Source organism: Actinomycetospora termitidis, assembly GCF_030286555.1.
In the GTDB taxonomy this organism is placed as follows: Bacteria; Actinomycetota; Actinomycetes; order Mycobacteriales; family Pseudonocardiaceae; genus Actinomycetospora; species Actinomycetospora termitidis.
The window spans coordinates 383,386-403,446 of record NZ_JASVWF010000002.1; the positions used below are offsets into that span (position 1 = coordinate 383,386).

A 20,061-nucleotide genomic window follows, 5' to 3' on the forward strand; every position below is an offset into this window, starting at 1 on the left:
GGCGCGGCACGAGCCGCTCCGCTCGTCGCAGATGTCGCCGGTGGCATCGCGCCGCGCCCGAGCGCCCACCTCCAGGGCTCCCGCGGGTCCGAGTGCCGTCCCGACCTGCCTACGCGTCGCGAGCACTGCGGCCCGAGGCCTCTTCCCCCGCTCGGCCGCCGTTCAGGGCCGAACTCCGACAACAGAGAGGGATCCCCGTGACGAACACCGATCCGGCGACGCCGAAGACCGACACCCCAGCTGACAGCGCTTCTGTCCCGACCCCGCCCGTCGACCCGCGTGAGGCGCGCACCGTCGTCCTCTCGAGCGCGGTCGGCACGACGATCGAGTTCTACGACTTCGCTCTGTACGGCCTTGCCTCGGCCCTGGTCTTCGCTCCTCAGTTCTTCCCGGCCGACAACCAGCTCGCCGGCCAACTCGGCGCCCTCGCCTCCTTCGCCATCGGCTTCTTCTTCCGCCCCATCGGCGGGATCGTCGCCGGACACTTCGGAGATCGGATCGGCCGGAAGCGGGTGCTGGTCTGGAGCTTCATGGTGATGGGCCTGTCGACCATGCTGATCGCCTTCCTACCGACGTACGCCACGATCGGCCTGGCAGCTCCCGCTCTACTGGTGTTCCTGCGTGCCGTGCAGGGCGTCGCCGCCGGCGCCGAGTGGGGAGGGGCGGCCCTGATGGCCGTCGAACACGCGCCGCCGGGCAAACGCGGACTCTATGGATCGGCTCCCGCATTCGGCACCACGGCGGGACCGCTGCTCGCGTCCACCATGTTCATCGTCGTCTCGACCCTCGATCCCGCCGGCTTCGCCGGCGGCGGCTGGCGCATCGCCTTCGGAATCAGCTTCGTCCTGCTCGTGTTCGGCTTCTACCTCCGCAAGCGGGTCACCGAAAGCCCTCTGTTCGAGTCGGCTCTGGCGCACGAACCGCCGCGTGTGCCGCTGATCCCCGTCCTCCGCGAGCACCCGCTCGGGGTGCTGCGCGCGATGTCGTGGGTCCTCGTCAGCGGGGCGACGGGCTACGTCGTCAACACCTACGGACTCACCTACGCGATCGAGACCACCGGCGCTTCCCGCGCGACGGTCCTCATGCTGCTCAATCTGGCCTACCTCGCGAGTCTGGTCGCGCTGTTCACCGTCGGGCGTCTCGTCGACCGTCGACGCCGCGTCGTCCTGATCACCGTCGCACTGCTCCAGATCCCGGCCGCGGTCCTCCTCTTCCCACTGCTGGCCTTGGGCGACGTCGCTGCGGTCGGCGTCGCCTTCTGCCTGGTGTGGCTGGCCGTGGGTGCGATCGAGGCAACTCGTGGCGCAGTGCTCGCCGACCTGTTCCCGGTCGAGGTCCGCTACAGCGGGGTGTCCCTGTCCTACAACCTCGCGTACGTGCTCGCGGGCCTCGCGCCACTTGCGACCGCTTCGATCGTGGCGGCCACCGGCAGCATCACCTGGATGGTCGTCATCCTCGCCATCGCCGCACTCATCGCTCTCCCCGTCGCACTGACCGGCCCACGTCGATAGACCTCGCGCCGGAGCCTCGCCGCCACCGGGGAGAGCGCGACGACGCGGACGGACGAGTTCAGGCCAGGAGGACGACCACGAGCGTCACGACGACGACCTTCACCAGCCAGTCCCCGGCGTGGACCACGGCCAGCCTCGGGTCGGTCCGCTCGTGGTAGACCGATCCGGTCAGGAGGACCAGCGGGAACGCCACCCACAGGGCCAGCGCGCCGAGCAGCGCCGTCCCCAGCGACGTTGTCAGGAAGAAGCCCGCCACGACCGAGGCGAGGACGACGTTGCGGACCAGCTCGACCACCACCGTCAGCCCTGCCGGTCGCGGGGTGGCATAGGCCGGCGACCACCGCGCCAGCCGTGCTCCGAGGACGGCGTAGTAGACGCTGCTGATGATGAAGACCGCGACCGCGGCCACCCCGACCGCGACGACGGTCACCGGCCGAGCCGCTCGAGCAGGTGCACGGTCACGGTGTCGCCGGCCTGCTTGGCGATCGCCGCGCGCAGGTCGGCGGGGAACGCCAGCTTGTGGGTGCCGTCGCCGAGGGCCATGAAGGAGCCGCGGAAGGGGTGCCCGTCGACGGTGCCGGTGACCTTGACCAGGCCGCGGGTGCCGAAGTAGGCCGCCGACCAGTCGGTGCGGACGTAGGTCCAGCCGCCCTTCGCGGAGCTGCGCTCGAGGGTGGCGGTGAAGGTGTGGTCGAGCGTTGTGGTGGAGGCGGTGTCGGTCGGCATCGGGGTGCTCCCTTCGGGGTGGACACCCGGATGTCGCGACGGACGGCTCCCGCTCGACACGAGGACCGTGACGACACCCGATCGGAGTAGTCGTCGCTCACACTCGGCCTCTCGTCGTCGTCGGAGTCGAACGCCCGGCCCTACGATCCGGCCGTGCAGCACGACGACGCGATGGCCGTGCGGGAGGACCCTCGCGGCTTCCTCGTGCTGACGTGGACCCCGGGGCTGGACATCGACGGCGAGCTCGCCGACGCCGCGATCGGGCTCATCGACGACCTCAACGGCGACGAGATGCGCCCCCTGCTGGTGAAGATGGCCGGCACCCGCTCGTTGTCCCGCGACGCCCGACTCGAGTTCACCCGTCCCTGCTCGGTGTCGCGGCTCGCCCTGCTCGGCAGCTCCCGGGTGGACTCCATCATCGCGAACTTCGCGCTGGGGGTCGCGGCCCATCCGATGCCGATGCGGTTCTTCGTGGACGACGACGATGCCGTGTCGTGGCTGCTCGGGACGGCGGACCCGCCGTCGGTCTTCCGCTGGTGGCGTGGCCGGGAGGGTGCGCGGCCGCCGCGGTGAGGCCCGGCGACGCCCGTTCGGCCCTGTGGACGGGTTCGCGCCGCGCCTAGCGTTCCTCGCGGCGATCCCGCACGCCGAGGGGGACGACGATGCCGCTGCGCCGGTTGCTTCTGCTGCCCCACCTCGCGTGGTGGGGAGTCCGCGCTCCGCGCGGTGGCAGGGACCGGTGGGACCTCTACTGGGCCGGGGTCGGGTCCACGGGGGACGGCGGAGACGTGCTGTGGGATTCCGGCGATCCGGCGGAGCCGGACCGGTACCTGGAACTCCTCGAGAGGTTCGCCGACCCGGCCCTCCCGGTGATCGATCTCGGGTGCGGCAACGGTCGGTTCACCCGCGCGCTGTGTCGAGCGGGATGGCGGGGCATCGGGGTCGACGTGTCGGACGCGGCGATCGCGCTCGCCCGCGAGGAGGCCGACCGGGTCCCGGAGGAACCGGGGTTCCTGGTCGCCGACCTCGCGGCACCCGACGCGGTCGATCGGATCCGCGCGGATCCGGGCCCGGCGAACGTGTTCGTGCGCGGCGTGCTGCACGTGCTCACCGCGGAGGCACGAGGACGGGCCGCGGCGAACATCGGGCGCCTCCTGGGCGACCGCGGCGTCGCGGTGATCGCCGAGACCAACCACCGGGGATCCCTGCTGAGCTACGTGGAGAACCTGGGCGCCGGGCCCCGCGGGCTGCCGCACCCGCTGGCCCGGGCGATCGCCTCGGGTCTGCCCACCCCACGTCCCTTCGGCGGGGACGAGCTGGACCGGACGTTCCCGGCCGACGAGTGGGAGCGGGTGCACGTCGACGACACCGCGGTGATCCACGCCGTCCCGATGCACCGCCGCAGCGAGGAACCCGAACGGATCCGGGGCCTCGTCGCCGTCGTCCGGCCTCGCCCCCGGATCCCCGAGCCCCGGCGGGGTGGGGAGGAGACCGGCCGGGTCGAGGTTGCTCCGAACGGCTCTTGATCTTCTCGAACACGTGTTCGACTATGGGTGCATGACGGCGGGCGTGTGGTACCTGGATCCGAACGGGTCCTGGCAACCCCGCGCCGAGCGGACACCGATGCCGCCGCCCGGCGAGCCGGGTGAGCGGCTGGCGCGGGTCCTGCCGCTCCGCCCACCGGATCCTGAGCCCGACGCCGGGTGGGCGGTGCCCGGGGTCGAGCCCGAGACGTGCGACAGCGGTGAGGAGCGGCTGTCGCGGTCCTCGCGGGCGGCGCTGGCCGAGATCGCCGACGCGGTCACCGCCCACCGGCTGGCCGGGGCGCGCGTCTATCGGGCGATCCTGGCCCTGGAGGGCTCGGACGCGGTCGCCGAGTCCGGCTACCGCGACCTGCCGCGGCTGCTTTCCGACCACGTCCGGCTCGACCCCGCCGAATCCAGACGGCTGGCCAGGCATGCCGAGGCTCTGCACCCCACGGTCACACCCGCGGGCGCCACGCTGGAACCGGACCTGCCGGCGACCTCGACGGTGGTCGACCACGGCGAGGCCGGCGACGGCCACGTCGAGGTGATCCGGAAGACCATGACCCGGCTGCGTGGGGTCGAGGACCTGCCCGCCGAGGTGCTGGCGACCACGGAGGAGCAGCTCGCGCAGCTGGCGCGCACCCACTGCCCGGCCGCACTCACCCGCGCCGCCGTGGTGATCGCCGACCGACTCGACCCCGACGGGGCCGCCCCGGCGGAGGATCCGGCGCCGGAGAACGAACTGACCTACACCCGCCGCAAGAACGGTCACCTGCACGCCAAGACCATCCTGCGCGACCCGGTCGCCGCGGAGTTGTTCGACCAGGCCATCCGCGGGGCGACCTTGCCGCCCCAGTCGGCGGCCGTGGTCGACCCGGACACCGGGCAGCCGCCCACCGGTGCCGACGGGGCGCGTGGGGAAGACCCGCAGATCGAGGCGCGGGAGTCCAAGCCCTCCCGCCAGGCTGCGGCCCTGATGGACCTGATCGAGGCCGGCCACGCCGCCGGCCTCGACGAACCCGGCGACCCCGACGAGCCCGATGGGCAGAGGGAGTTCGGCGGCCCGGACAACGACGACGTCCACCCCGGCGAGGACCCCGGAGGAAACGCCGAGTCGGGCGTCGACGACGACCCGGGCGCGGGTCCTGCCACCGATGCCGGCCTCGACGGCCCGGTAGCCCCACCTCCACGGCCGGCACCGGCGCGGGCCAGAGACGTCCCGTCGCTGCAGCTGACCGTGACCGTCGACTTCGACACCCTGCGCGACCAGCTCGCCGACCGCAGCAAGGCCCTCGCGCTGCTCGAGGACACCACGTGGATCCGCCCCGAGACCGTACGCCGCCTGGCATGTGACGCGGAGATCATCCCGATGGTGATGGGGTCGAAGGGCGAGGTCCTCGACGTCGGGCGCAAGACCCGCAACCCACCCGCCGGGCTACGCCGCGCCGTGCGCCGCCGCGACCGGCACTGCGCCTTCCCCGGCTGCCGCCGAAGAGCCCGCCACACCCAGGTCCACCACATCGCGCACTGGGGCCACGGCGGTGAGACCGAGCTCGACAACCTCGTGTGCCTCTGCGGCTACCACCACACGCTGGTCCACCACTCCGGCTGGGAGATCGTCATGGACCAGCGCATGCCCTGGTTCATCCCACCGAAGTGGCTCGACCCCACCCGCACCCCCCGACACAACCGCCCCTGGACCATCGAGGCGGCGTGAGCTGGAGTCGACCCGGGTGTCGGTGTCAGGGGCATGCGCTCTCCAACGCTCGCCGTTCGGTGCGCACCTCGTCGGCGAGGGCGGACAGGACACCGCTCGGGGCGTCGGGCGCGTCGACCAACAGCCGTGTCCGGGCCTCGATGAGCGGGACGGACCCGTCGTCGGGACCGGTCCGGGTGACGGTGGCCAGCAGGGCGAGATCGTCGAGCCCGAGGCGGACCCGCTCGAGCTGTTCGGTCTGGTGGTCGGTGAGCCGGTCGTGCTCCCCGACGAGGTCGCGGCGGGCGCGGGCGGCGTCCCGCCAGGCGGAAGCCACCCGCGTCCGGTCCGGGGCGTCCTCGGCGAGGGCGTCGAGCGCGGTGACCGTCGCGGCGACGGCGGCTTCGAGTCGCCGGCGGAGGTCGGGCCGGCGGCGGGAGGGGACGACGGCGAAGGCGACGACCACGCTGACCAGGACCGCGACCACCATGAGGATCCCGTACTCGACGAGCACGGCGACCGGGTCGAGGCCGCGCAGTGAGCTGGAGAAGCCGACGCTGACGCAGACCATGGCCGCACTGCCGAGGGTCGGGCGGGAGGTGATCGTCGCGAGCCCCAGGACGAGGGCGACGAGGGCGATCGGGAGCAGGGTCGCCGGGGGGAGGACGAGGATGATCGCGACCGCCACGGCCGCCCCGGCGAGGAGCCCGAGAATCTTGGGGCGGGCGCGGGCCAGGGTGGCGCCCCAGCTGGTCTGCAGGATCGAGAAGGTCGTCATGAGCAGCGTCGGCAGGAGCGGGTCCCCGGGCCGCAGCGTCAGGGAGACCAGCAGGACGAGCAGCACCCCCAGCGTGGTGCGGAGTGCGTGCCGCACCTGGGTCGAGCGCCAGGCGTCGGTGCTCGCCAGGGCCGCGCGGAGCCCGTGGTGGGCGCGGTCGTCGTCGGCGAGAGGCGTGGCGTCGCGCCGGACGACGAGTTCGGCGACCCGGTCGAGGGCGTCGTCGGCGGTGCGCAACGGGTCCTCGAGCTCCGGCACGGGGGTGGCGCGGCCGGGCGGCTCGTCGGACGGCCGCTTCGCGCGGACGGCGGCGGCGAGGCTCCGTGCCCGCTCGCGGACGGCCTCCACGGCCCGGTCCCCTGCGGCGCGGTCCTCGACCGGCAGCCGTCGGACCGTGGCGTCCGCGGTGGCGACGGCCAGGCGGGTCCGGACGGCGGCCGTGATCACGGCTGCGAGCCAGGTCGGCCGGCCGTCCCGGAGCCAGAGGTCCACCGCGCCGGCCACCGAGGGCTCGGGCTCGTCGAGGAGCCCCGCGACCTTCGCGCGCGCCGGCCCGTGGGGGTCCCGGAGCCCGGTGACGCACCGGAACAGCGCCGCGACGACGAGCCCGGCCACAGTGGCGACGACGAGCTGCAGTGCCGGGATCCCGCCGCCGATCGGGAGGCCGTAGCTGATCAGCGTCAGCAGGCCCAGGCCGAGGCCCAACGTCGTCAGGCCGGGACGACGCAGCGGGAGCAGCCCGGCGATCAGGACGAGCGCGAGGATGAGCGCGAAGGCCGCGGGACGGGACCACTCGGCGAGGAGTCGGGGGCCGCACGCCGCGACGAGGAGTACCGGGCTGGACGCCGCCAGCGCCCGCAGGTCGGACCACAGCGGCCCGCCGGCGACGCCGATGAAGGAGAACAGCCCGGCGAACGCGCCCACGATCGCGGCCGGCCCGGCGCCGAAGAGCAGACCCAGCGCGAACGCCGGAACGACGAGGACGACGAAGAGCCCGAGCACCGTCCTGACCCTAGGGTGCCCTCGTGAAGATCGACGCGAGGCTCCGGGCGACGCTGGCCGACGTGGCCGCAGACGTCCGGGAGTGCGAGGAGATCGGCTTCGACGGCGCCTGGAACAACGAGAACCAGCACGACCCGTTCCTGTCGCTCGCGCTCGCGTGCGAGCACTCCACGCGCCTCGAACTCGGACCGTCGGTGGCGATCGCGTTCGCCCGGACCCCGATGACGGTGGCCCACCCGGCCTGGGACCTGCAGGGGTTCTCGGACGGGCGGTTGGTGGTCGGGCTGGGGCCGCAGATCCGGCCGCACGTCACGAACCGCTTCTCCATGCCGTGGTCGCAGCCCGCCGAGCGGATGCGCGAGTTCGTGACGGCGTTGCGTGCGATCTGGCATGCGTGGGAGACCGGCGAGCCGCTCGACCACCGCGGCTCGTTCTACCGTCACACGCTGATGACCCCGGCCTTCACGCCGCCGTTCCACAGGGCCGGGCCGCCACCGGTGTACCTGGCCGCGGTCGGCCCGCGGATGCTGCGCGTCGCCGCCGAGGTCGCGGACGGGCTGTTCGTGCACCCGTTCTGCGGCCCGCGCTACCTGACCGAGGTCATCCTGGCCGCGGTGGCCCGGCACCGTCCGGCCGACCGGGCGCCGCTGCAGATCGCGCTGTCCCCGTTCGTCGCCCTCGACGAGGCCGACCGCGAGGCGACCCGCCGCCAGATCGCCTTCTACGCCTCCACCCCCGCCTACCGGCCGGTGCTCGAACAGCACGGGCGGGAGGACCTGCAGGAGGTTCTCCGGACGCTGTCGAAGGAGGGACGCTGGGACGACATGACCGCGCTCGTCGACGACGACCTGCTCGACGAGATGTGCTCCAGCGGCTCCGCGACCGAGGTGGCCGCCGACCTGCGGCGGCGCTACGGCGCGGTGGCGGATCGAGTGCGGCTCAACCGGCCCGGCGACACGCCGCCACCCCGCCACTTCGCCGGCGTGGTGGAGGCGTTGAGGGCCTGACCCGCGACCAGGTCACATCAGGAAGCGGCCAGCGCGGGCTCGGTCAGGACTCGCCGGTCCGGGGCGGGGGCCAGCAACTCGAGGGTCCGGTGCTGGTGCTGCTCCTCGGTGGCGGCGTTGACGACGATGAGCTCGTCGGCGTGGACCTCCTCGGCCAGTGCGTCCAGTCCGGCGACGACCTCGGGGCCGGTGCCGACCAGGGTGCGGCGCAGCATGCCGAGGACCTGCCGGCCCTGCGGGTGGTCGCGGAGGACGGCGAGCTGGTCGTCGGTGAGGTCCCGGCCGCGGCCCAGGATGGAGCGCAGCCACTCCAACTCGGTCTTGCGGTACTGCTCGGTGGCGGTGTCCGCGTCGTCGGCGGCGATGACGTTGGCCGCGGCGATGAAGTGCGGGGCCGCGTCCGGGCCCGCCAGGGGGCCGGACGGGTCGAACCGCGTCCGGTAGATCTCGGCCGCCTCCTCGAGGGCCTCCGGGGCGAAGTGGGAGGCGAACGCGTACGGCAGGCCGAGGTGCGCGGCGAGCTGCGCGCCGTAGAGCGACGAGCCCAGGATGTACAGCGGTACGCCGGAGCTGCGGTGCGGGTAGGCCTGGACGCCGGGGACCTTGGTGGCGCCGGTCAGGAACCCGTCGAGCTCGACGATGTCGGACGGGAAGTGCTCGGAGGCGCGGGCATCGCGGCGCAGGGCCTGCATGGTGGGGCCGTCGGTGCCGGGGGCGCGCCCGAGGCCGAGGTCGATCCGCCCGGGGAAGAGGGTCTCCAGCAGCCCGAACTGCTCGGCGATCACCAGCGGGGAGTGGTTCGGCAGCATGATCCCGCCGGACCCGACGCGCACGGTCGTGGTGTGCGCGGCGATGTGCTGGATGTACAGCGACGTCGCCGAGGACGCGAGACCGGGCATGTTGTGGTGCTCGGAGATCCAGATGCGGCGGTAGCCCAGGCCGTCCGCCGTCTGCGCGAGGCGCACGCTGCGGGCGATGCCCTCGGACGCGGTCTCCGTGGGCAGGACCCGGGCCAGGTCCAGGAGGGAGAGCGGGACGGACGCGGGCATGGTGGTCCTCTCGTGGACGACGGGAGCGGAGGCAGCCTCCGGTCAGCGTACACGGAGGCTCCCTCCGGTAAGCTCCGTGAGGTCAGGAGAGGACGGTCCGATGGCGAGCACCGATCGAGCGATGCGCGCGGACGCCCGCAAGAACCGCGACCTGCTGATCGCGGTCGCGCGCGAGCACGTGCGACGCCACGGCGTCACGACGTCGCTGGAGGCCATCGCCCGGGACGCCGGGGTGGGGCCGGGGACGCTCTACCGGCACTTCCCCGACCGCGAGTGCCTGCTCGCCGAGGTCCTGCGCCTCGAGAGCGACGAGCTCGACGAGGCCCGCGACCGCGTGGCCCGCGAGGTCGACGTCGCCCGGCGGTTGGACGCGTGGCTGGGCGAGGTGGAGCAGCACATGGCGACCTACCGAGGGCTGTCCGGCCCGCTCGTCGGGGCCCTCGAGGGCGCGGAGCCCACGCCGCTCGGTCTCGCGTGCCAGGAGATGATCGCGACGACCGAGCGGTTCCTGGCGGAGGCCCAGGAGGCCGGCGTGGCTCGCACCGACGTCACCGCCCACGACCTCGTCGGGTGCGCCGCCATGCTGGCGTGGCTCGGGTCCACCGGCCCCGCGGGCACCCGCCAGGCCGACGGGGCGCGGGACATCCTCCGGCACGGGTACCGCGCCGGAGCGTGAGCCCGGCGCCCCGGGTACCCCGGCCCGTCGGGACGACGTCGCTATCTCTGCACTGCCTCGTGGAAGCGCTCGAGCTCGGAACGCGTGTCGGGGCCGCACGGCTGGAAGACGATCTCGGTGACCCCTTGCTCACCGAGCTCGTCCACCCGCCGGCGAACCTCGTCGCGGGTTCCGCTGACGGTGACGTCCGGGAGCATGGCGGCCCCGCCGGCGTCCCACGCCGCGCGGTCGGCGTCGTTGAGCTCGACGCAGTGGCCCTGGTGCACCGCGAGGTGGTGCTGCCCGTCGGGTGCCTTCTCGACGGTGTCCATCCAGGCGTCACCGCCCGGCATCGCCCGGACGGCCTCGGGACCGCCGAACTCGTAGGCCCCGTGGTAGGCCAACGCCCATCCCGGCCCGCCGGCCGCACGGGCGTGGTCCGAGGTCGCCGGCTCACCCTCGTCGAGCACGGTGCCCCACGCCAGGAAGGGCACCCAGGAGTACTCCCCGAGGAAGTCGGGCACCTGCAGCGTCGCGAAGAGCCCGTCCCCGAGCTCGCGCGCCACCGCGTTGCCCTTCGGGCCCAGCGCTCCGATCAGGACGGGCACGTCGACCGGGCGCGCGGGCGCGTGGCCATCGGGGTGCATCATCCGCATCTGCGCGCCCTCCCACTCGACGACCTCGCCGCGCAGGAGACCGCGGTAGGCGCGGAGATAGGACTCCATGAACGCCCAGGTGATGGCCCGGTAACCCATCGCGCGGCGGCCGGTGAACCCCGTGCCGAACGCCACGGCCGTGCGTTCGGGTGCGAGGGCGGCGAGCGTGGCGGTGGCGGCCGCGTTGACCATCGGGTGGCGCAGGCTCGGGATCAGCACACCGGGTCCGAGCCCGATACGGCTGGTGCGCTGTGCGGCCAGCGCGAGGACCATCCAGACGTCCGGGCTCTGCTGGGGTGTGTCGTAGACCCAGGCGCGGTCGAAGCCGAGTTCCTCGGCGAGCGCGATGTCGTCCGGTGAGCTCAGGGCGGTGGGGAACGCGCACGACACCTGCATGGGGACCTCCGGTCCGACTGCCGAGCCGGGGCCGGCGCCCGGCGACCGCAGTTGGTGTGACTCACGACACCGCCGACGTGCTCATCGTCACGTGACCGCCCCGGCCCCGGCAAGGTCCCTCGCTTCGGCGGAAGCTGTGCCACGTCTCCGACGGCTTCTCCGACAGGCGCGGGCTCCGTCATCAGCTGCGAGACGCCGCCGTCAGGAACGCTCTTCCCGACGGCGCCCGCCCAGGTGCTCGGCGAAGTGTGCCTCGATGGCCCGGTAGAGCCGGAACTGGTTCTCCGGGTTCGCGAAGCCGTGGCCCTCGTCGTCGGCGAGCAGGTACTCCACCGGGACGCCGCGCTCGCGCAGCGACGCGACGATGTTGTCGGACTCGGCCTGCACCACGCGGGCGTCGTTCGCGCCCTGGGCGACCAGCAGCGGGGTGCGGATGCGGTCGACCATGGTGATGGGGGAGCGGGCGAGCATGTCCGCCTCCTGGGCCGGGTCGTCCGGGTCGCCGGCGTAGAGCAGCCAGTTCGTGGCCTGGAAGGGGCGGCTGAACGCCGGGAGGCTGCGCATGAAGTTCGGCAGGTCGGAGACGCCGACGTAGTCGACGGCGGCGGCGAACAGGTCGGGGGTGACGGTGACGCCGACGAGTGCGGCGTACCCGCCGTAGGAGCCGCCGTAGATGCCCACGCGGTCCGGGTCGGCGATCCCCTCGGCGACGGCCCAGCGGACGGCGTCGACGAGGTCGTCGTGCATCGCGCCGGCCAGCTCGCCCACCGCCGACGTGGTGTGCCGCTTCCCGTAGCCGGACGAGCCCCGGAAGTTGAGGTGGAGCACCGCGTAGCCCCGGTTGGCCAGGAACTGCGACTCCGGGTCGTAGCCCCAGGCGTCGTGGGCCCACGGTCCGCCGTGCACGACGAGCACGAGCGGCAGGTCCCGCGGCTCCACACCGACCGGGAGGCTGAGGAAGCCGTGCAGCGGCAGCCCGTCGCGGGCGGTCAGGGCGACCGGCTCCATCGTCGCGAGCTCCGCCCGGTCGAGGTGCGTGTGCAGCCGGAAGAGCAGCCGGCTCTCCCCGGTCTCGCGGTCGTAGAGCCACGTGCCGCCGGGCTCGCGGTCGCCGCCGATGTTCGCGACCCAGAGGCGTTCCGCGTCGTCCGAGGACGCCGAGCGCAGCACGCCGTCGGCCAGCCCGCCCAGCGCGGCGAAGACGTCGTCGTAGCCGTGATCGACCACCTCGACCGTCGACCGCTCGCCGACGAAGCGCACGGCGATCACCTCGCCGGTCCGGGCGCTGGTGAACACGGTGGACGGCAGGCCCGGGGCCAGCAGCCCCATGGTGTCCACGCTGCGGCCCTCGACCGCGGCGACCACGCTCTCCTCGCCGGTCTCCCGGTCGACGCGCGCCAACCGCAGGTCGTCGGAGTCCTGGTAGAGCCCGAGCAGCAGGCCCGAGCCGTCCGGCGTCGCCATCTGCGGCTGCACGCCCAGCGGGTGCTCCGCGCCGCCGACGCGGCGCAGGAACCGCGTCGCCCCGGTGTCCGGGTCGACCGCGGAGAACTCGTAGTGGCCGTCCTCGGTGAGCGTCGAGAGGAACGCGGGCCGGCCGCTGCGGTCGAACAGATAGTTCGACGTCAGGCCCGGCTGCTCGACGAGCAGGGTGGTCTCGCCGGTCGCCACCTCGATCCGGAAGGTGTCGAAGAACATCGGCCGGCGGTTCATCCACACCAGGACGTGCCCCGGCTCGTCCGGCAGCGGCGCCACGTCGACCACGCGGGAGCCCGGCTCGAGCGGGGTCAGGTCGACGGCGGGCTCCTCGGGTGCGGTGAGGTCCACGCGGAACAGGTGCCAGTCCTCGTTGCCGTCGGTGTCCTGCTGGTAGAGCAGCCACTGGGGGTCGTCGGTCCAGGAGTAGGTCTTCACGCCGCGGCGACGGTCGTCGGTGACACAGACGGCCTCGTCGTGACCCTCGTCGATCCCGCGGACCCACACCTGGGTGCGGCCGTGGCGCGGGGCGAGGTAGGCGAGGCGGGTGGCGTCCGGCGAGATCGTCGCGCGGGAGAAGTCGGGGTCGGCGAAGTACTCCTCGACGTCCCGGAGGCGGGGGAGGGCCGTGGACTGCGTCGTCTGCGTCATGGCAGCCATGCGACCCCGTGCCGTCGCGGCACACTCCAGGCGATGTGACCCGGGTCTCGCACCTAGGCTCGGACCGTGCAGGGCGCCCTCCTCGTGGCCGGGACCACCAGCGACGCCGGGAAGAGCGTCCTCGTCGCGGGAATCTGCCGCTGGCTCGCCCGCCAGGGCGTCGACGTGGCGCCGTTCAAGGCGCAGAACATGAGCAACAACTCCGTCGTCACGCTCGACGGCGGGGAGATCGGTCGCGCCCAGGCGCTGCAAGCGGTGGCGTGCGGGCTCGCGCCGAGCGTCGCGTTCAACCCGGTGCTGCTCAAGCCGGGGTCGGACCGCACGAGCCAGGTCGTCGTGCACGGCCGGGTCGACGGCAGCGTCTCGGCGATGTCCTACCGCGAGCGCAAGCCGGCCCTGCTCGAGATCGTGACGGCGGGTCTGGCGCGGCTGCGCACGCAGCACGACGTCGTGATCTGCGAGGGCGCCGGCTCCCCGGCCGAGATCAACCTGCGCGCCACCGACATCGCCAACATGGGCCTCGCCCGCGCCGGGTCGCTGCCGACGATCGTGGTCGGCGACATCGACCGCGGCGGGGTGCTCGCGCACCTCTTCGGCACGCTGGCGGTGCTCGAGCCGGACGACCAGGCGCTGGTCGCGGGCTTCGTCGTGAACAAGTTCCGGGGCGACCCGGCGCTGCTGGAGCCGGGGCTGGCCCAGCTCGAGCGACTCACCGGTCGACCGACCCTGGGGGTGCTGCCGTACGCGACCGACCTGTGGATCGACGCGGAGGATTCCCTGGGTCACGACGGTGCCGTGGGTCGGCCCGCGCCGCCGCTGGGGCGGGACTGGCTGCGGGTGGCGGTCGTGCGGCTCCCGCGGGTCTCGAACGGCACCGACGTCGACGCGCTGGCCTCGGAGCCCGGGGTGTCGGTGCGCTACGTGACCGCGCCCTCGGAGCTGGTCGGGGCGGACCTCGTGGTGCTGCCGGGGTCGAAGACGACCGTGTCGGACCTGGCGTGGTTGCGGTCGTCGGGCCTGGCGGTCGCGGTGCTCGCGCACGCGCGGGCGGGTCGGCCGCTGCTCGGGATCTGCGGCGGCTACCAGATGCTGGGCGGCACGATCGACGATCCGCACGGGGTCGAGGCCGCGCCCGGCCGGCACGCGGGCCTGGGCCTGGGCGAGTTCGACGTGGTCTTCGACGTCGACAAACACCTCGGCAACCCGGTGGGCGAGGCGCTGGGCGAGACGGTGGCCGGCTACGAGATCCACCACGGCCGCGAGCTGCGACGCGGTGCCGCCCCACTGGTGACGACGGCCGACGGAGCCCCGGAAGGGCTCGACGTCGGGAACGTGCTGGGGACGCACTGGCACGGCCTGCTGGAGAACGACGGGTTCCGACGGCGGGTCCTGGAGCGCGTGGCCGCGTTGACCGGACGCGACTTCCGGGTGTCGACGACGACCTCGTTCGCCGCGGCCCGGACCGCGCAGCTCGACCTGCTCGCCGATCTCGTGGAGGAGCACCTCGACACGGCGGCGTTGCGGGAGCTGATCGAGCGCGGCGCGCCGGCCGGGCTGCGCGTGGTGCCCCCGGCCGGCGCTCCGTGAGACCTACTTCGCGGCGTTCGCGACCTTGTCGATGGAGGCCGAGAGCTGGTCCTCGGTGAGCATCGGGAAGAAGCCGCGGAAGTTCTCGTCCTTCACGCCGGACCAGTCGTAGGTCTGCGTGACCTTCGTGCCGGACCCGGCGGGCTCGAGCTCCCACGTGTAGGAGTGACCGGTCGCCTTCGTGTCGCCGAGCTTGTCGGTGTAGCCGTCGATCGGGTGGAGCGTGGGCGCCCAGCCGATCTTCCGGTTCTCCTCGTACGCGACGACGGTGTTCTTCATCTGGTACGCGCCGAGCGCGTCGTTCTCCATGTTCATGACGAACTCGTCGCCGGTGCCCGTGACCTTCTCGCTGCCGGGCTCGACCCCGCGGAGCATGTTCGCGCCGTCGAACTCGGTGTGCCGGGCGGGCTGGGAGAGCAGCGAGAACATCTGCTCGGGGCTGGCGTCCACGGTCTTGGTGACCTGAAGCTGGTCGCTCACGATCGTCCTTCCGTCCACGTCGGTGGGGGGACCGGCGCGCCGGGACGGCCACCGGTCGGCACCGAGGAGCGTGCCCCGGTCGTGCACGTCCCAATCGTGGACGGTAGGCCGTTCGGCCCTGCCCGTTCGGCCGGACACGGCCCCGCCCTCCCGAACGAGCGGCACCTTCGCAGCTTCTATGCGCGCGAGAGTGCCGTTCGCTCGGGACGGGGGGATCAGGACGCGCGCGACGCCTCGTAGACGTGGCCCGCGGTGCGGAGGCGCTCGACGAGGGCCGGGCCCATCGCGGTGGCGGGGGTCAGGGAGCCGGCGCGGGCGGGGAGTCGGTCGCCGTCGAGGGCCAGGCAGAGCACGGACTCGCCGAGCATGACCGCGGTCGCCGCGTAGCCCGGGTCCCCGGAGCCGGAGACGCGCCCGGTGTAGCGCGCACCCGTCGTCGTGACCGCGTCCAGGTCGTGGCGGAACCAGCCCTTCTCGCGCGTCGACTCCGACGGGCCCTCACCGGGCTTGGGCAGGACCCGGTCGAGCAGCTGGCGTGCACCCGGCGTCGCGAAGCCCGCGAGCATCGCCCCGAGGCCCGCCGTCACGGCGCCCGCCGTGACCGCGCCGACCGGGCCGGACCCCGTGCCCATCACCTCGCCGTAGCGCAGCCCCTTGCCGTAGGAGTAGCCGGCGATCGCGTTGGAGCGCCGCACGATGCGGGTGTTGTACGAGGCCATGACGAACGGGGCGGCCCACTTCCCGTCGGGCAGGCGGTGCGGGGCGGGGTTGTCGCTCGGCTGGCGGGTGTCCGGCTCGCCCTCGCGGTCGGGAGAGAGACCGTAGGGGTCGCGCATCAGCTTCATCGTCGAGCGGTCCGCCTTGGCGGTGTCGGCGATCCCGCGCATCGAGTCGATCGTGCCGCCGGAGACGCCGCCACGGACCCGGGCGACCGCGGTGACGTCGGTCAGCTCACCCTCGCCGTCGGCCTGGACCTGCGAGTGCAGGAGCAGGACGCCGAGGTCGGAGGGCACGGAGTCGTAGCCGCAGGAGTGCACGATCCGCGCGCCGGTGCGCTGGGCGACCGCGTCCGTGGCGTCGATCGCCTCGCGGGCGAAGGTGACCTCGCCGGTGAGGTCGGCGTAGTGCGTCCCCGCGGCGGCGGCCGCCTCGACCAGGGGCAGGCCGTACTTCGCGTACGGGCCGACGGTCGTGGCGATGGCCGTCGTGGACGCGACCATCTGCTCCAGGGCGGCGTGATCGGTGGAGTCGGCGACGATCAGCGGCCAGTCGCTGCCGGGGGACGGGAGCCCGGCGCGGACGGACTCGAGCTTCTGCCGCGACCGGCCGGCCAGGGCGATCCGCGAGCCGGTCGGGGCGTGGCGCGCCAGGTAGTCCGCGGTGAGGGCACCGACGAAGCTGGTGGCCCCGTAGAGGACGACGTCGTGTTCGCGCTCGCTCATGGCGGCACGCTATCGGCGCGGCGCCTGCTCCGCCGGGGTGATCACGAAGACCGGGTGGCGCGGCGCGATGGCGGCGAGCTCGTCGTCGCTCGCGTCCGCTCCGACGCCGTCGAAGAACGCCCCGACCTCCCAGGCCCAGGCCTTCAGGTAGGCGCGGAGCACCGGGACGACCTCGGCGGGCTCGGTGAGCTCGCGGACGACGACGTCCTCGGTGCGGCGACCGATCGTGAGCTGGGCGGCGCCGGCGACCCGGACGTTGCGCACCCACTGCGTCTGCCCGCGCGCCGCGACGAGGTAGCGGGCGCCGTCGAGCGTCAGCGGGTTGACCGGGGTCGTGCGCACCTCCCCGCTGGTCCGGCCACGGACTCCGAGCACGGCCGAGCCCGCGAGGGACAGCCCGCGGCGGGTGAAGAAGGCGACGAGCGGGTTCATGACGCGGCGGGTGACGAAGCCGGGCTGCTGGTAGTGGACGGCGCTCATGGTCGGTCTCCTCGTGTGAGCACTGCTCTCTGTTTGTGAGAGCAATGCTCTTCCTTCGCGGGCGACGTGTCAAGAGCACTGCTCTCTGACATGCTCGGCGCATGCCCACCCGCCGCGAGCAGGCCCGAGTCGAGACCACCGAGCGGATCCTGGCCGCGGCGCGCACGCAGCTGGCCGAGGTCGGGGCGGCGGCGCTGTCGCTGCGGGCGGTGACGCGCGAGGTCGGGATGGTGTCCTCGGCGGTCTACCGCTACTTCCCGAGCCGCGACGACCTGCTGACCGCGCTGATCATCGAGGCCTACGACGCCGTCGGAGAGGCGGCGGAGGGTGCCGACGTCGGGTCGACCGGCCTCGAGCGGTGGGTCGCGGTGTGGCGGGCGGTGCGCCGGTGGGCGCACGCGCACCCTGCGCAGTACGCGCTGATCTACGGCTCACCGGTGCCGGGCTACGCGGCGCCGGCGGACACGCTGCCGGCGGCCGGGCGGGTGGCGGCGGTGCTCGTGCGGATCGCGGCGGACGGGACCGGCGCGCGCGACGACCCGGGACCCGCCGTCCGGAACGCGATCGCCCCCGACGTGCTGCCCGAGCTCGACCCGGCGCTCGCGCCCGCCGCGATCGCGGCCTTCACGCAGCTCTTCGGCACTGTGGGGTTCGAGCTGTTCGGGCAGTACAAGAACGTCGTGGCCGACCGGGACGTGTTCTTCGACCACGTGGCCCGGACGGCCGGACGTGCCTGCGGCCTCTAGGGACGCGGCTGCGGCGGCCGGTCCAGCTTGGCCGACTCCGGCACCTCGCCGCCCATGACGAGCGCGCCGGTCAGCCCGCGGCCCTCGTCGTTGCCGGTGGTGGAGCCGTAGTAGTAGGCGCCGGGACCGTCGAGGTCGAGGTGGGCGACGCCCCGGGAGTGGTTGACCAGCCAGATGAGCTTCGGGTCGCCGTTGCACGGCAGCAGCGCGCAGTGGGTGTTCTTGTCGTCGTTCGTGATCGTCAGCTCGATCCGGCCACCGTGCGGGAACACGAGGATCGCCGGCTCCCACACCAGCTCGTCCTCGGGGATGCGCACGCTGGCGCGCATGACGCCGTCGTCGCCCTCCTCGGCGTAGCCGATCTCCCCGGTGCCGAGCATCCGTCCGAGCGTGGCCCGGTTCTGCCCGTCGAGCCCGGCCTCGCGGAGCTTCGCGTCGCGGTCCTCGGTCGTGGTCATCGTCCGCCTCCTGGCCTCGGTGGAGAAGCTCATGATCCAGCTCACACCCCGCCCATTCAAGCTGCTCACGAGCGTGTGGCGCGCAACCCACGGATCATCGTCGCCAGCCCGGTCTCGAACGTGGCCTCGCCGGTCGCGTCCGTGCGCGACGTGGCGGCCGCGTGCAGGGTCGGCAGCTCCGCGAGCCGGGCGAGGACGTCGGGGTCCGGCGGCGTGGCGGAGCGGGCCGCCTCGGCGTGGTACTCGAGCGCCGCGCCCAGGACGTAGTGGCCGAGGCCGAACACCGCGTCCATCGCCTCCGACGGGGTGAACCCGGCGTCGACGAGCACGGCGAGGGTGCGCTCGATCTGGTCCAACGACGCCGTCGTCGGGCGGTTGCCGGCGACGACGAGGGCGGCGTCGCGGTGGGCAGTGAACGCGCGGTAGCGCACGCGGGCGGACTCCGCCAGCCACTCCCACCACGGCTGACCGGGCGCGGGGGCCTCGGGCGGCGCGTGCTCGGCGACCATGCGCTCGGCGACGAGGTCCAGCAGGGCGCGCTTGTCGGTGACGTGCCAGTACAACGTCGGCGCGCTGACCCCGAGCTCGGCCGCGACCTTGCGCAGCGACAGCGCCGCCAGCCCGCCCTCGTCGAGCAGGCGCACGGCCGCCGTCACGATCGCGTCACGGCTGATGGCCACCGGCCGGAACCTCCTTGCGCACCCGAGTAGCGTGACTCTAACACTGTTAGAGGGGGACGCGGGTGGACGAACCGGCCGTATCGGTCAGGGGACTGGTCAAGCGCTACGGCGACGTCGAGGCCGTGCGCGGCATCGACCTGGAGGTGGCACGCGGGGAGACGTTCGGGTTCCTCGGCCCGAACGGGGCGGGCAAGTCGACCACGATCAACATCCTGTGCACGCTCGTCGAGCCGACGGCGGGCGAGGCGGCGGTCGCCGGGCTGGACGTGGTGCGTGAGCGGGCGGCCGTCCGGCGCCGGATCGGCCTGGTGTTCCAGGAGCCGACCCTGGACGGGCCGATGTCCGGCGAGCAGAACCTGCGCTTCCACGGGGAGCTGTACGGCGTCGACCGGCGCACCGCGGCCGCGCGGCGCGAGGAGGTGCTGCGGACCGTCGGGCTGTTCGAGCGCCGCAAGGACCCGGTCTCGACCTACTCGGGCGGGATGCGGCGCCGCCTCGAGATCGCCCGCGGGCTGCTCCATTCGCCGCAGGTACTCTTCCTCGACGAGCCCACGATCGGCCTGGACCCGCAGACCCGGGCGTCGATCTGGAACTACCTCGCGCGGTTGCACGAGACCCAGCCGATCACCGTCTTCGTCACCACCCACTACATGGACGAGGCCGAGAACTGCGACCGGATCGCGATCATGAACGAGGGTCGGATCGTCGCGCTGGACACCCCGGAGGCGCTGAAGGCGCAGGTCGGGGCGGACCGGGTGGTCGTCGCGACCGGGGACGACGACGCCGCGATCGCCGCCGTGCGCCGCGAGTTCGGGCTCGAGGCCGGCATGCACGACGGGGCGGTGACGATCTCCGTGCCCGACGGCGCCGGGTTCGTGCCGCGGCTGTTCGCAGCACTGACGGCGGCCGGCGTCGACGTGCGGTCGGTGTCGGTGACCCGGCCCTCGCTCGACGACGTGTTCCTGGCCCACACCGGGACGACGCTGCGCGACGCCGAGGCGCGCGGGCCGTCGATGCACCCGATGGCGATGCGGATGAGGGGGCGCTGAC

At 73.5% G+C, this 20,061-nt stretch carries 20 protein-coding genes; 9 read left to right on the forward strand and 11 right to left on the reverse strand.

The genetic code is table 11. From position 1 onward, the window contains the following. Nucleotides 1-92 precede the first annotated feature (92 nt). The gene (locus QRT03_RS09730; protein ID WP_286052493.1) at nt 93-1,511 is read left to right on the forward strand and encodes an MFS transporter; all 1,419 of its coding nucleotides are present in this window, start codon (nt 93-95) and stop codon (nt 1,509-1,511) included. Nucleotides 1,512-1,569: 58 nt separating this feature from the next. Here QRT03_RS09730 and QRT03_RS09735 read toward each other — a convergent pair whose 3' ends face one another. Both QRT03_RS09735 and QRT03_RS09740 read right to left on the reverse strand, forming a co-directional pair. After that, the gene (locus tag QRT03_RS09735) at nt 1,570-1,941 is read right to left on the reverse strand and encodes a DUF1761 family protein (protein ID WP_286052494.1); all 372 of its coding nucleotides are present in this window, start codon (nt 1,939-1,941) and stop codon (nt 1,570-1,572) included. Then, nucleotides 1,938-2,237: a DUF1905 domain-containing protein gene (locus tag QRT03_RS09740; protein WP_286052495.1), complete on the reverse strand. Its 300-nt coding sequence runs from the start codon at nt 2,235-2,237 to the stop codon at nt 1,938-1,940. The genes QRT03_RS09735 and QRT03_RS09740 overlap by 4 nt, the downstream gene beginning before the upstream one ends. 153 nt (nt 2,238-2,390) lie before the next feature. Between QRT03_RS09740 and QRT03_RS09745 the strand changes: the two genes are divergently transcribed. From QRT03_RS09745 to QRT03_RS09755, 3 genes are all read left to right on the forward strand, one after another. Further along, complete coding sequence (locus QRT03_RS09745; RefSeq protein ID WP_286052496.1) at nt 2,391-2,810, forward strand: DUF7793 family protein; 420 nt, start codon at nt 2,391-2,393, stop codon at nt 2,808-2,810. 89 nt (nt 2,811-2,899) lie between these two features. Continuing rightward, nucleotides 2,900-3,763: a class I SAM-dependent methyltransferase gene (locus QRT03_RS09750; protein WP_286052497.1), complete on the forward strand. Its 864-nt coding sequence runs from the start codon at nt 2,900-2,902 to the stop codon at nt 3,761-3,763. 31 nt (nt 3,764-3,794) lie between these two features. Further along, nucleotides 3,795-5,480 carry an HNH endonuclease signature motif containing protein gene (locus QRT03_RS09755; protein WP_286052498.1) on the forward strand — a complete coding sequence of 562 codons (1,686 nt, stop codon included), beginning with the start codon at nt 3,795-3,797 and terminating at the stop codon, nt 5,478-5,480. A 25-nt stretch (nt 5,481-5,505) separates the two neighbouring features. Here the strand turns inward: QRT03_RS09755 and QRT03_RS09760 are convergent, their stop codons facing one another. After that, on the reverse strand, nt 5,506-7,239 hold the full coding sequence (locus tag QRT03_RS09760; protein WP_286052499.1) for an FUSC family protein: 1,734 nt from the start codon (nt 7,237-7,239) through the stop codon (nt 5,506-5,508). 23 nt (nt 7,240-7,262) lie between these two features. On the opposite strand from QRT03_RS09760, the gene QRT03_RS09765 reads away from it, so the two are divergent. Further along, nucleotides 7,263-8,246 (forward strand): TIGR03617 family F420-dependent LLM class oxidoreductase, encoded by a 984-nt coding sequence (locus QRT03_RS09765; RefSeq protein WP_286052501.1) that lies wholly within the window; start codon nt 7,263-7,265, stop codon nt 8,244-8,246. Nucleotides 8,247-8,263: 17 nt separating this feature from the next. Here QRT03_RS09765 and QRT03_RS09770 read toward each other — a convergent pair whose 3' ends face one another. Then, entirely contained in the window at nt 8,264-9,295 is a 1,032-nt protein-coding gene (locus tag QRT03_RS09770) for an LLM class flavin-dependent oxidoreductase (RefSeq protein WP_286052502.1), read from the reverse strand. 100 nt (nt 9,296-9,395) lie between these two features. Here QRT03_RS09770 and QRT03_RS09775 point away from each other — a divergent pair, with 100 nt between their 5' ends. Further along, on the forward strand, nt 9,396-9,971 hold the full coding sequence (locus QRT03_RS09775) for a TetR/AcrR family transcriptional regulator (RefSeq protein WP_286052503.1): 576 nt from the start codon (nt 9,396-9,398) through the stop codon (nt 9,969-9,971). A 41-nt stretch (nt 9,972-10,012) separates the two neighbouring features. Here QRT03_RS09775 and QRT03_RS09780 read toward each other — a convergent pair whose 3' ends face one another. After that, nucleotides 10,013-11,002, reverse strand: a complete 990-nt coding sequence (locus QRT03_RS09780) for an LLM class flavin-dependent oxidoreductase (protein ID WP_286052504.1) — start codon at nt 11,000-11,002, stop codon at nt 10,013-10,015. A gap of 201 nt (nt 11,003-11,203) precedes the next feature. Further along, nucleotides 11,204-13,129, reverse strand: coding sequence for a S9 family peptidase (locus tag QRT03_RS09785; RefSeq protein ID WP_286052505.1), 1,926 nt, complete (start codon nt 13,127-13,129; stop codon nt 11,204-11,206). Between the two features lie 75 nt (nt 13,130-13,204). Between QRT03_RS09785 and QRT03_RS09790 the strand changes: the two genes are divergently transcribed. Next, the gene (locus QRT03_RS09790; RefSeq protein WP_286052506.1) at nt 13,205-14,725 is read left to right on the forward strand and encodes a cobyric acid synthase; all 1,521 of its coding nucleotides are present in this window, start codon (nt 13,205-13,207) and stop codon (nt 14,723-14,725) included. Nucleotides 14,726-14,728: 3 nt separating this feature from the next. Here QRT03_RS09790 and QRT03_RS09795 read toward each other — a convergent pair whose 3' ends face one another. From QRT03_RS09795 to QRT03_RS09805, 3 genes are all read right to left on the reverse strand, one after another. After that, nucleotides 14,729-15,205: an SRPBCC family protein gene (locus tag QRT03_RS09795; RefSeq protein WP_286052507.1), complete on the reverse strand. Its 477-nt coding sequence runs from the start codon at nt 15,203-15,205 to the stop codon at nt 14,729-14,731. A 215-nt stretch (nt 15,206-15,420) separates the two neighbouring features. Further along, the gene (locus QRT03_RS09800; RefSeq protein WP_286052508.1) at nt 15,421-16,647 is read right to left on the reverse strand and encodes a saccharopine dehydrogenase family protein; all 1,227 of its coding nucleotides are present in this window, start codon (nt 16,645-16,647) and stop codon (nt 15,421-15,423) included. 9 nt (nt 16,648-16,656) lie between these two features. After that, nucleotides 16,657-17,127 carry a nitroreductase/quinone reductase family protein gene (locus QRT03_RS09805; protein ID WP_286052509.1) on the reverse strand — a complete coding sequence of 157 codons (471 nt, stop codon included), beginning with the start codon at nt 17,125-17,127 and terminating at the stop codon, nt 16,657-16,659. Between the two features lie 101 nt (nt 17,128-17,228). Here QRT03_RS09805 and QRT03_RS09810 point away from each other — a divergent pair, with 101 nt between their 5' ends. Beyond that, nucleotides 17,229-17,873, forward strand: a complete 645-nt coding sequence (locus QRT03_RS09810; RefSeq protein ID WP_286052510.1) for a TetR/AcrR family transcriptional regulator — start codon at nt 17,229-17,231, stop codon at nt 17,871-17,873. On the opposite strand, the gene QRT03_RS09815 is transcribed toward QRT03_RS09810, so the two are convergent. Continuing rightward, nucleotides 17,870-18,331 (reverse strand): MSMEG_3727 family PQQ-associated protein, encoded by a 462-nt coding sequence (locus QRT03_RS09815; protein ID WP_286052511.1) that lies wholly within the window; start codon nt 18,329-18,331, stop codon nt 17,870-17,872. The genes QRT03_RS09810 and QRT03_RS09815 overlap by 4 nt on opposite strands. A 65-nt stretch (nt 18,332-18,396) precedes the next feature. Continuing rightward, nucleotides 18,397-19,011: a TetR/AcrR family transcriptional regulator C-terminal domain-containing protein gene (locus QRT03_RS09820; protein ID WP_286052512.1), complete on the reverse strand. Its 615-nt coding sequence runs from the start codon at nt 19,009-19,011 to the stop codon at nt 18,397-18,399. Nucleotides 19,012-19,073: 62 nt separating this feature from the next. On the opposite strand from QRT03_RS09820, the gene QRT03_RS09825 reads away from it, so the two are divergent. Further along, nucleotides 19,074-20,060, forward strand: a complete 987-nt coding sequence (locus QRT03_RS09825) for an ATP-binding cassette domain-containing protein (RefSeq protein ID WP_286052513.1) — start codon at nt 19,074-19,076, stop codon at nt 20,058-20,060. Nucleotide 20,061: the final 1 nt, after the last annotated feature.

What these genes read in the sequence shown, in the direction of transcription:
- QRT03_RS09770 (WP_286052502.1), bottom strand. Translation starts at nt 9,295, where the DNA reads ATGCCCGCGTCCGTCCCGCTCTCCCTCCTGGACCTGGCCCGGGTCCTG.
- QRT03_RS09815 (WP_286052511.1), bottom strand. Translation starts at nt 18,331, where the DNA reads ATGACCACGACCGAGGACCGCGACGCGAAGCTCCGCGAGGCCGGGCTC.
- QRT03_RS09750 (WP_286052497.1), top strand. Translation starts at nt 2,900, where the DNA reads ATGCCGCTGCGCCGGTTGCTTCTGCTGCCCCACCTCGCGTGGTGGGGA.
- QRT03_RS09775 (WP_286052503.1), top strand. Translation starts at nt 9,396, where the DNA reads ATGGCGAGCACCGATCGAGCGATGCGCGCGGACGCCCGCAAGAACCGC.
- QRT03_RS09805 (WP_286052509.1), bottom strand. Translation starts at nt 17,127, where the DNA reads ATGAGCGCCGTCCACTACCAGCAGCCCGGCTTCGTCACCCGCCGCGTC.
- QRT03_RS09785 (WP_286052505.1), bottom strand. Translation starts at nt 13,129, where the DNA reads ATGACGCAGACGACGCAGTCCACGGCCCTCCCCCGCCTCCGGGACGTC.
- QRT03_RS09810 (WP_286052510.1), top strand. Translation starts at nt 17,229, where the DNA reads ATGCCCACCCGCCGCGAGCAGGCCCGAGTCGAGACCACCGAGCGGATC.
- QRT03_RS09780 (WP_286052504.1), bottom strand. Translation starts at nt 11,002, where the DNA reads ATGCAGGTGTCGTGCGCGTTCCCCACCGCCCTGAGCTCACCGGACGAC.
- QRT03_RS09740 (WP_286052495.1), bottom strand. Translation starts at nt 2,237, where the DNA reads ATGCCGACCGACACCGCCTCCACCACAACGCTCGACCACACCTTCACC.
- QRT03_RS09755 (WP_286052498.1), top strand. Translation starts at nt 3,795, where the DNA reads ATGACGGCGGGCGTGTGGTACCTGGATCCGAACGGGTCCTGGCAACCC.
- QRT03_RS09800 (WP_286052508.1), bottom strand. Translation starts at nt 16,647, where the DNA reads ATGAGCGAGCGCGAACACGACGTCGTCCTCTACGGGGCCACCAGCTTC.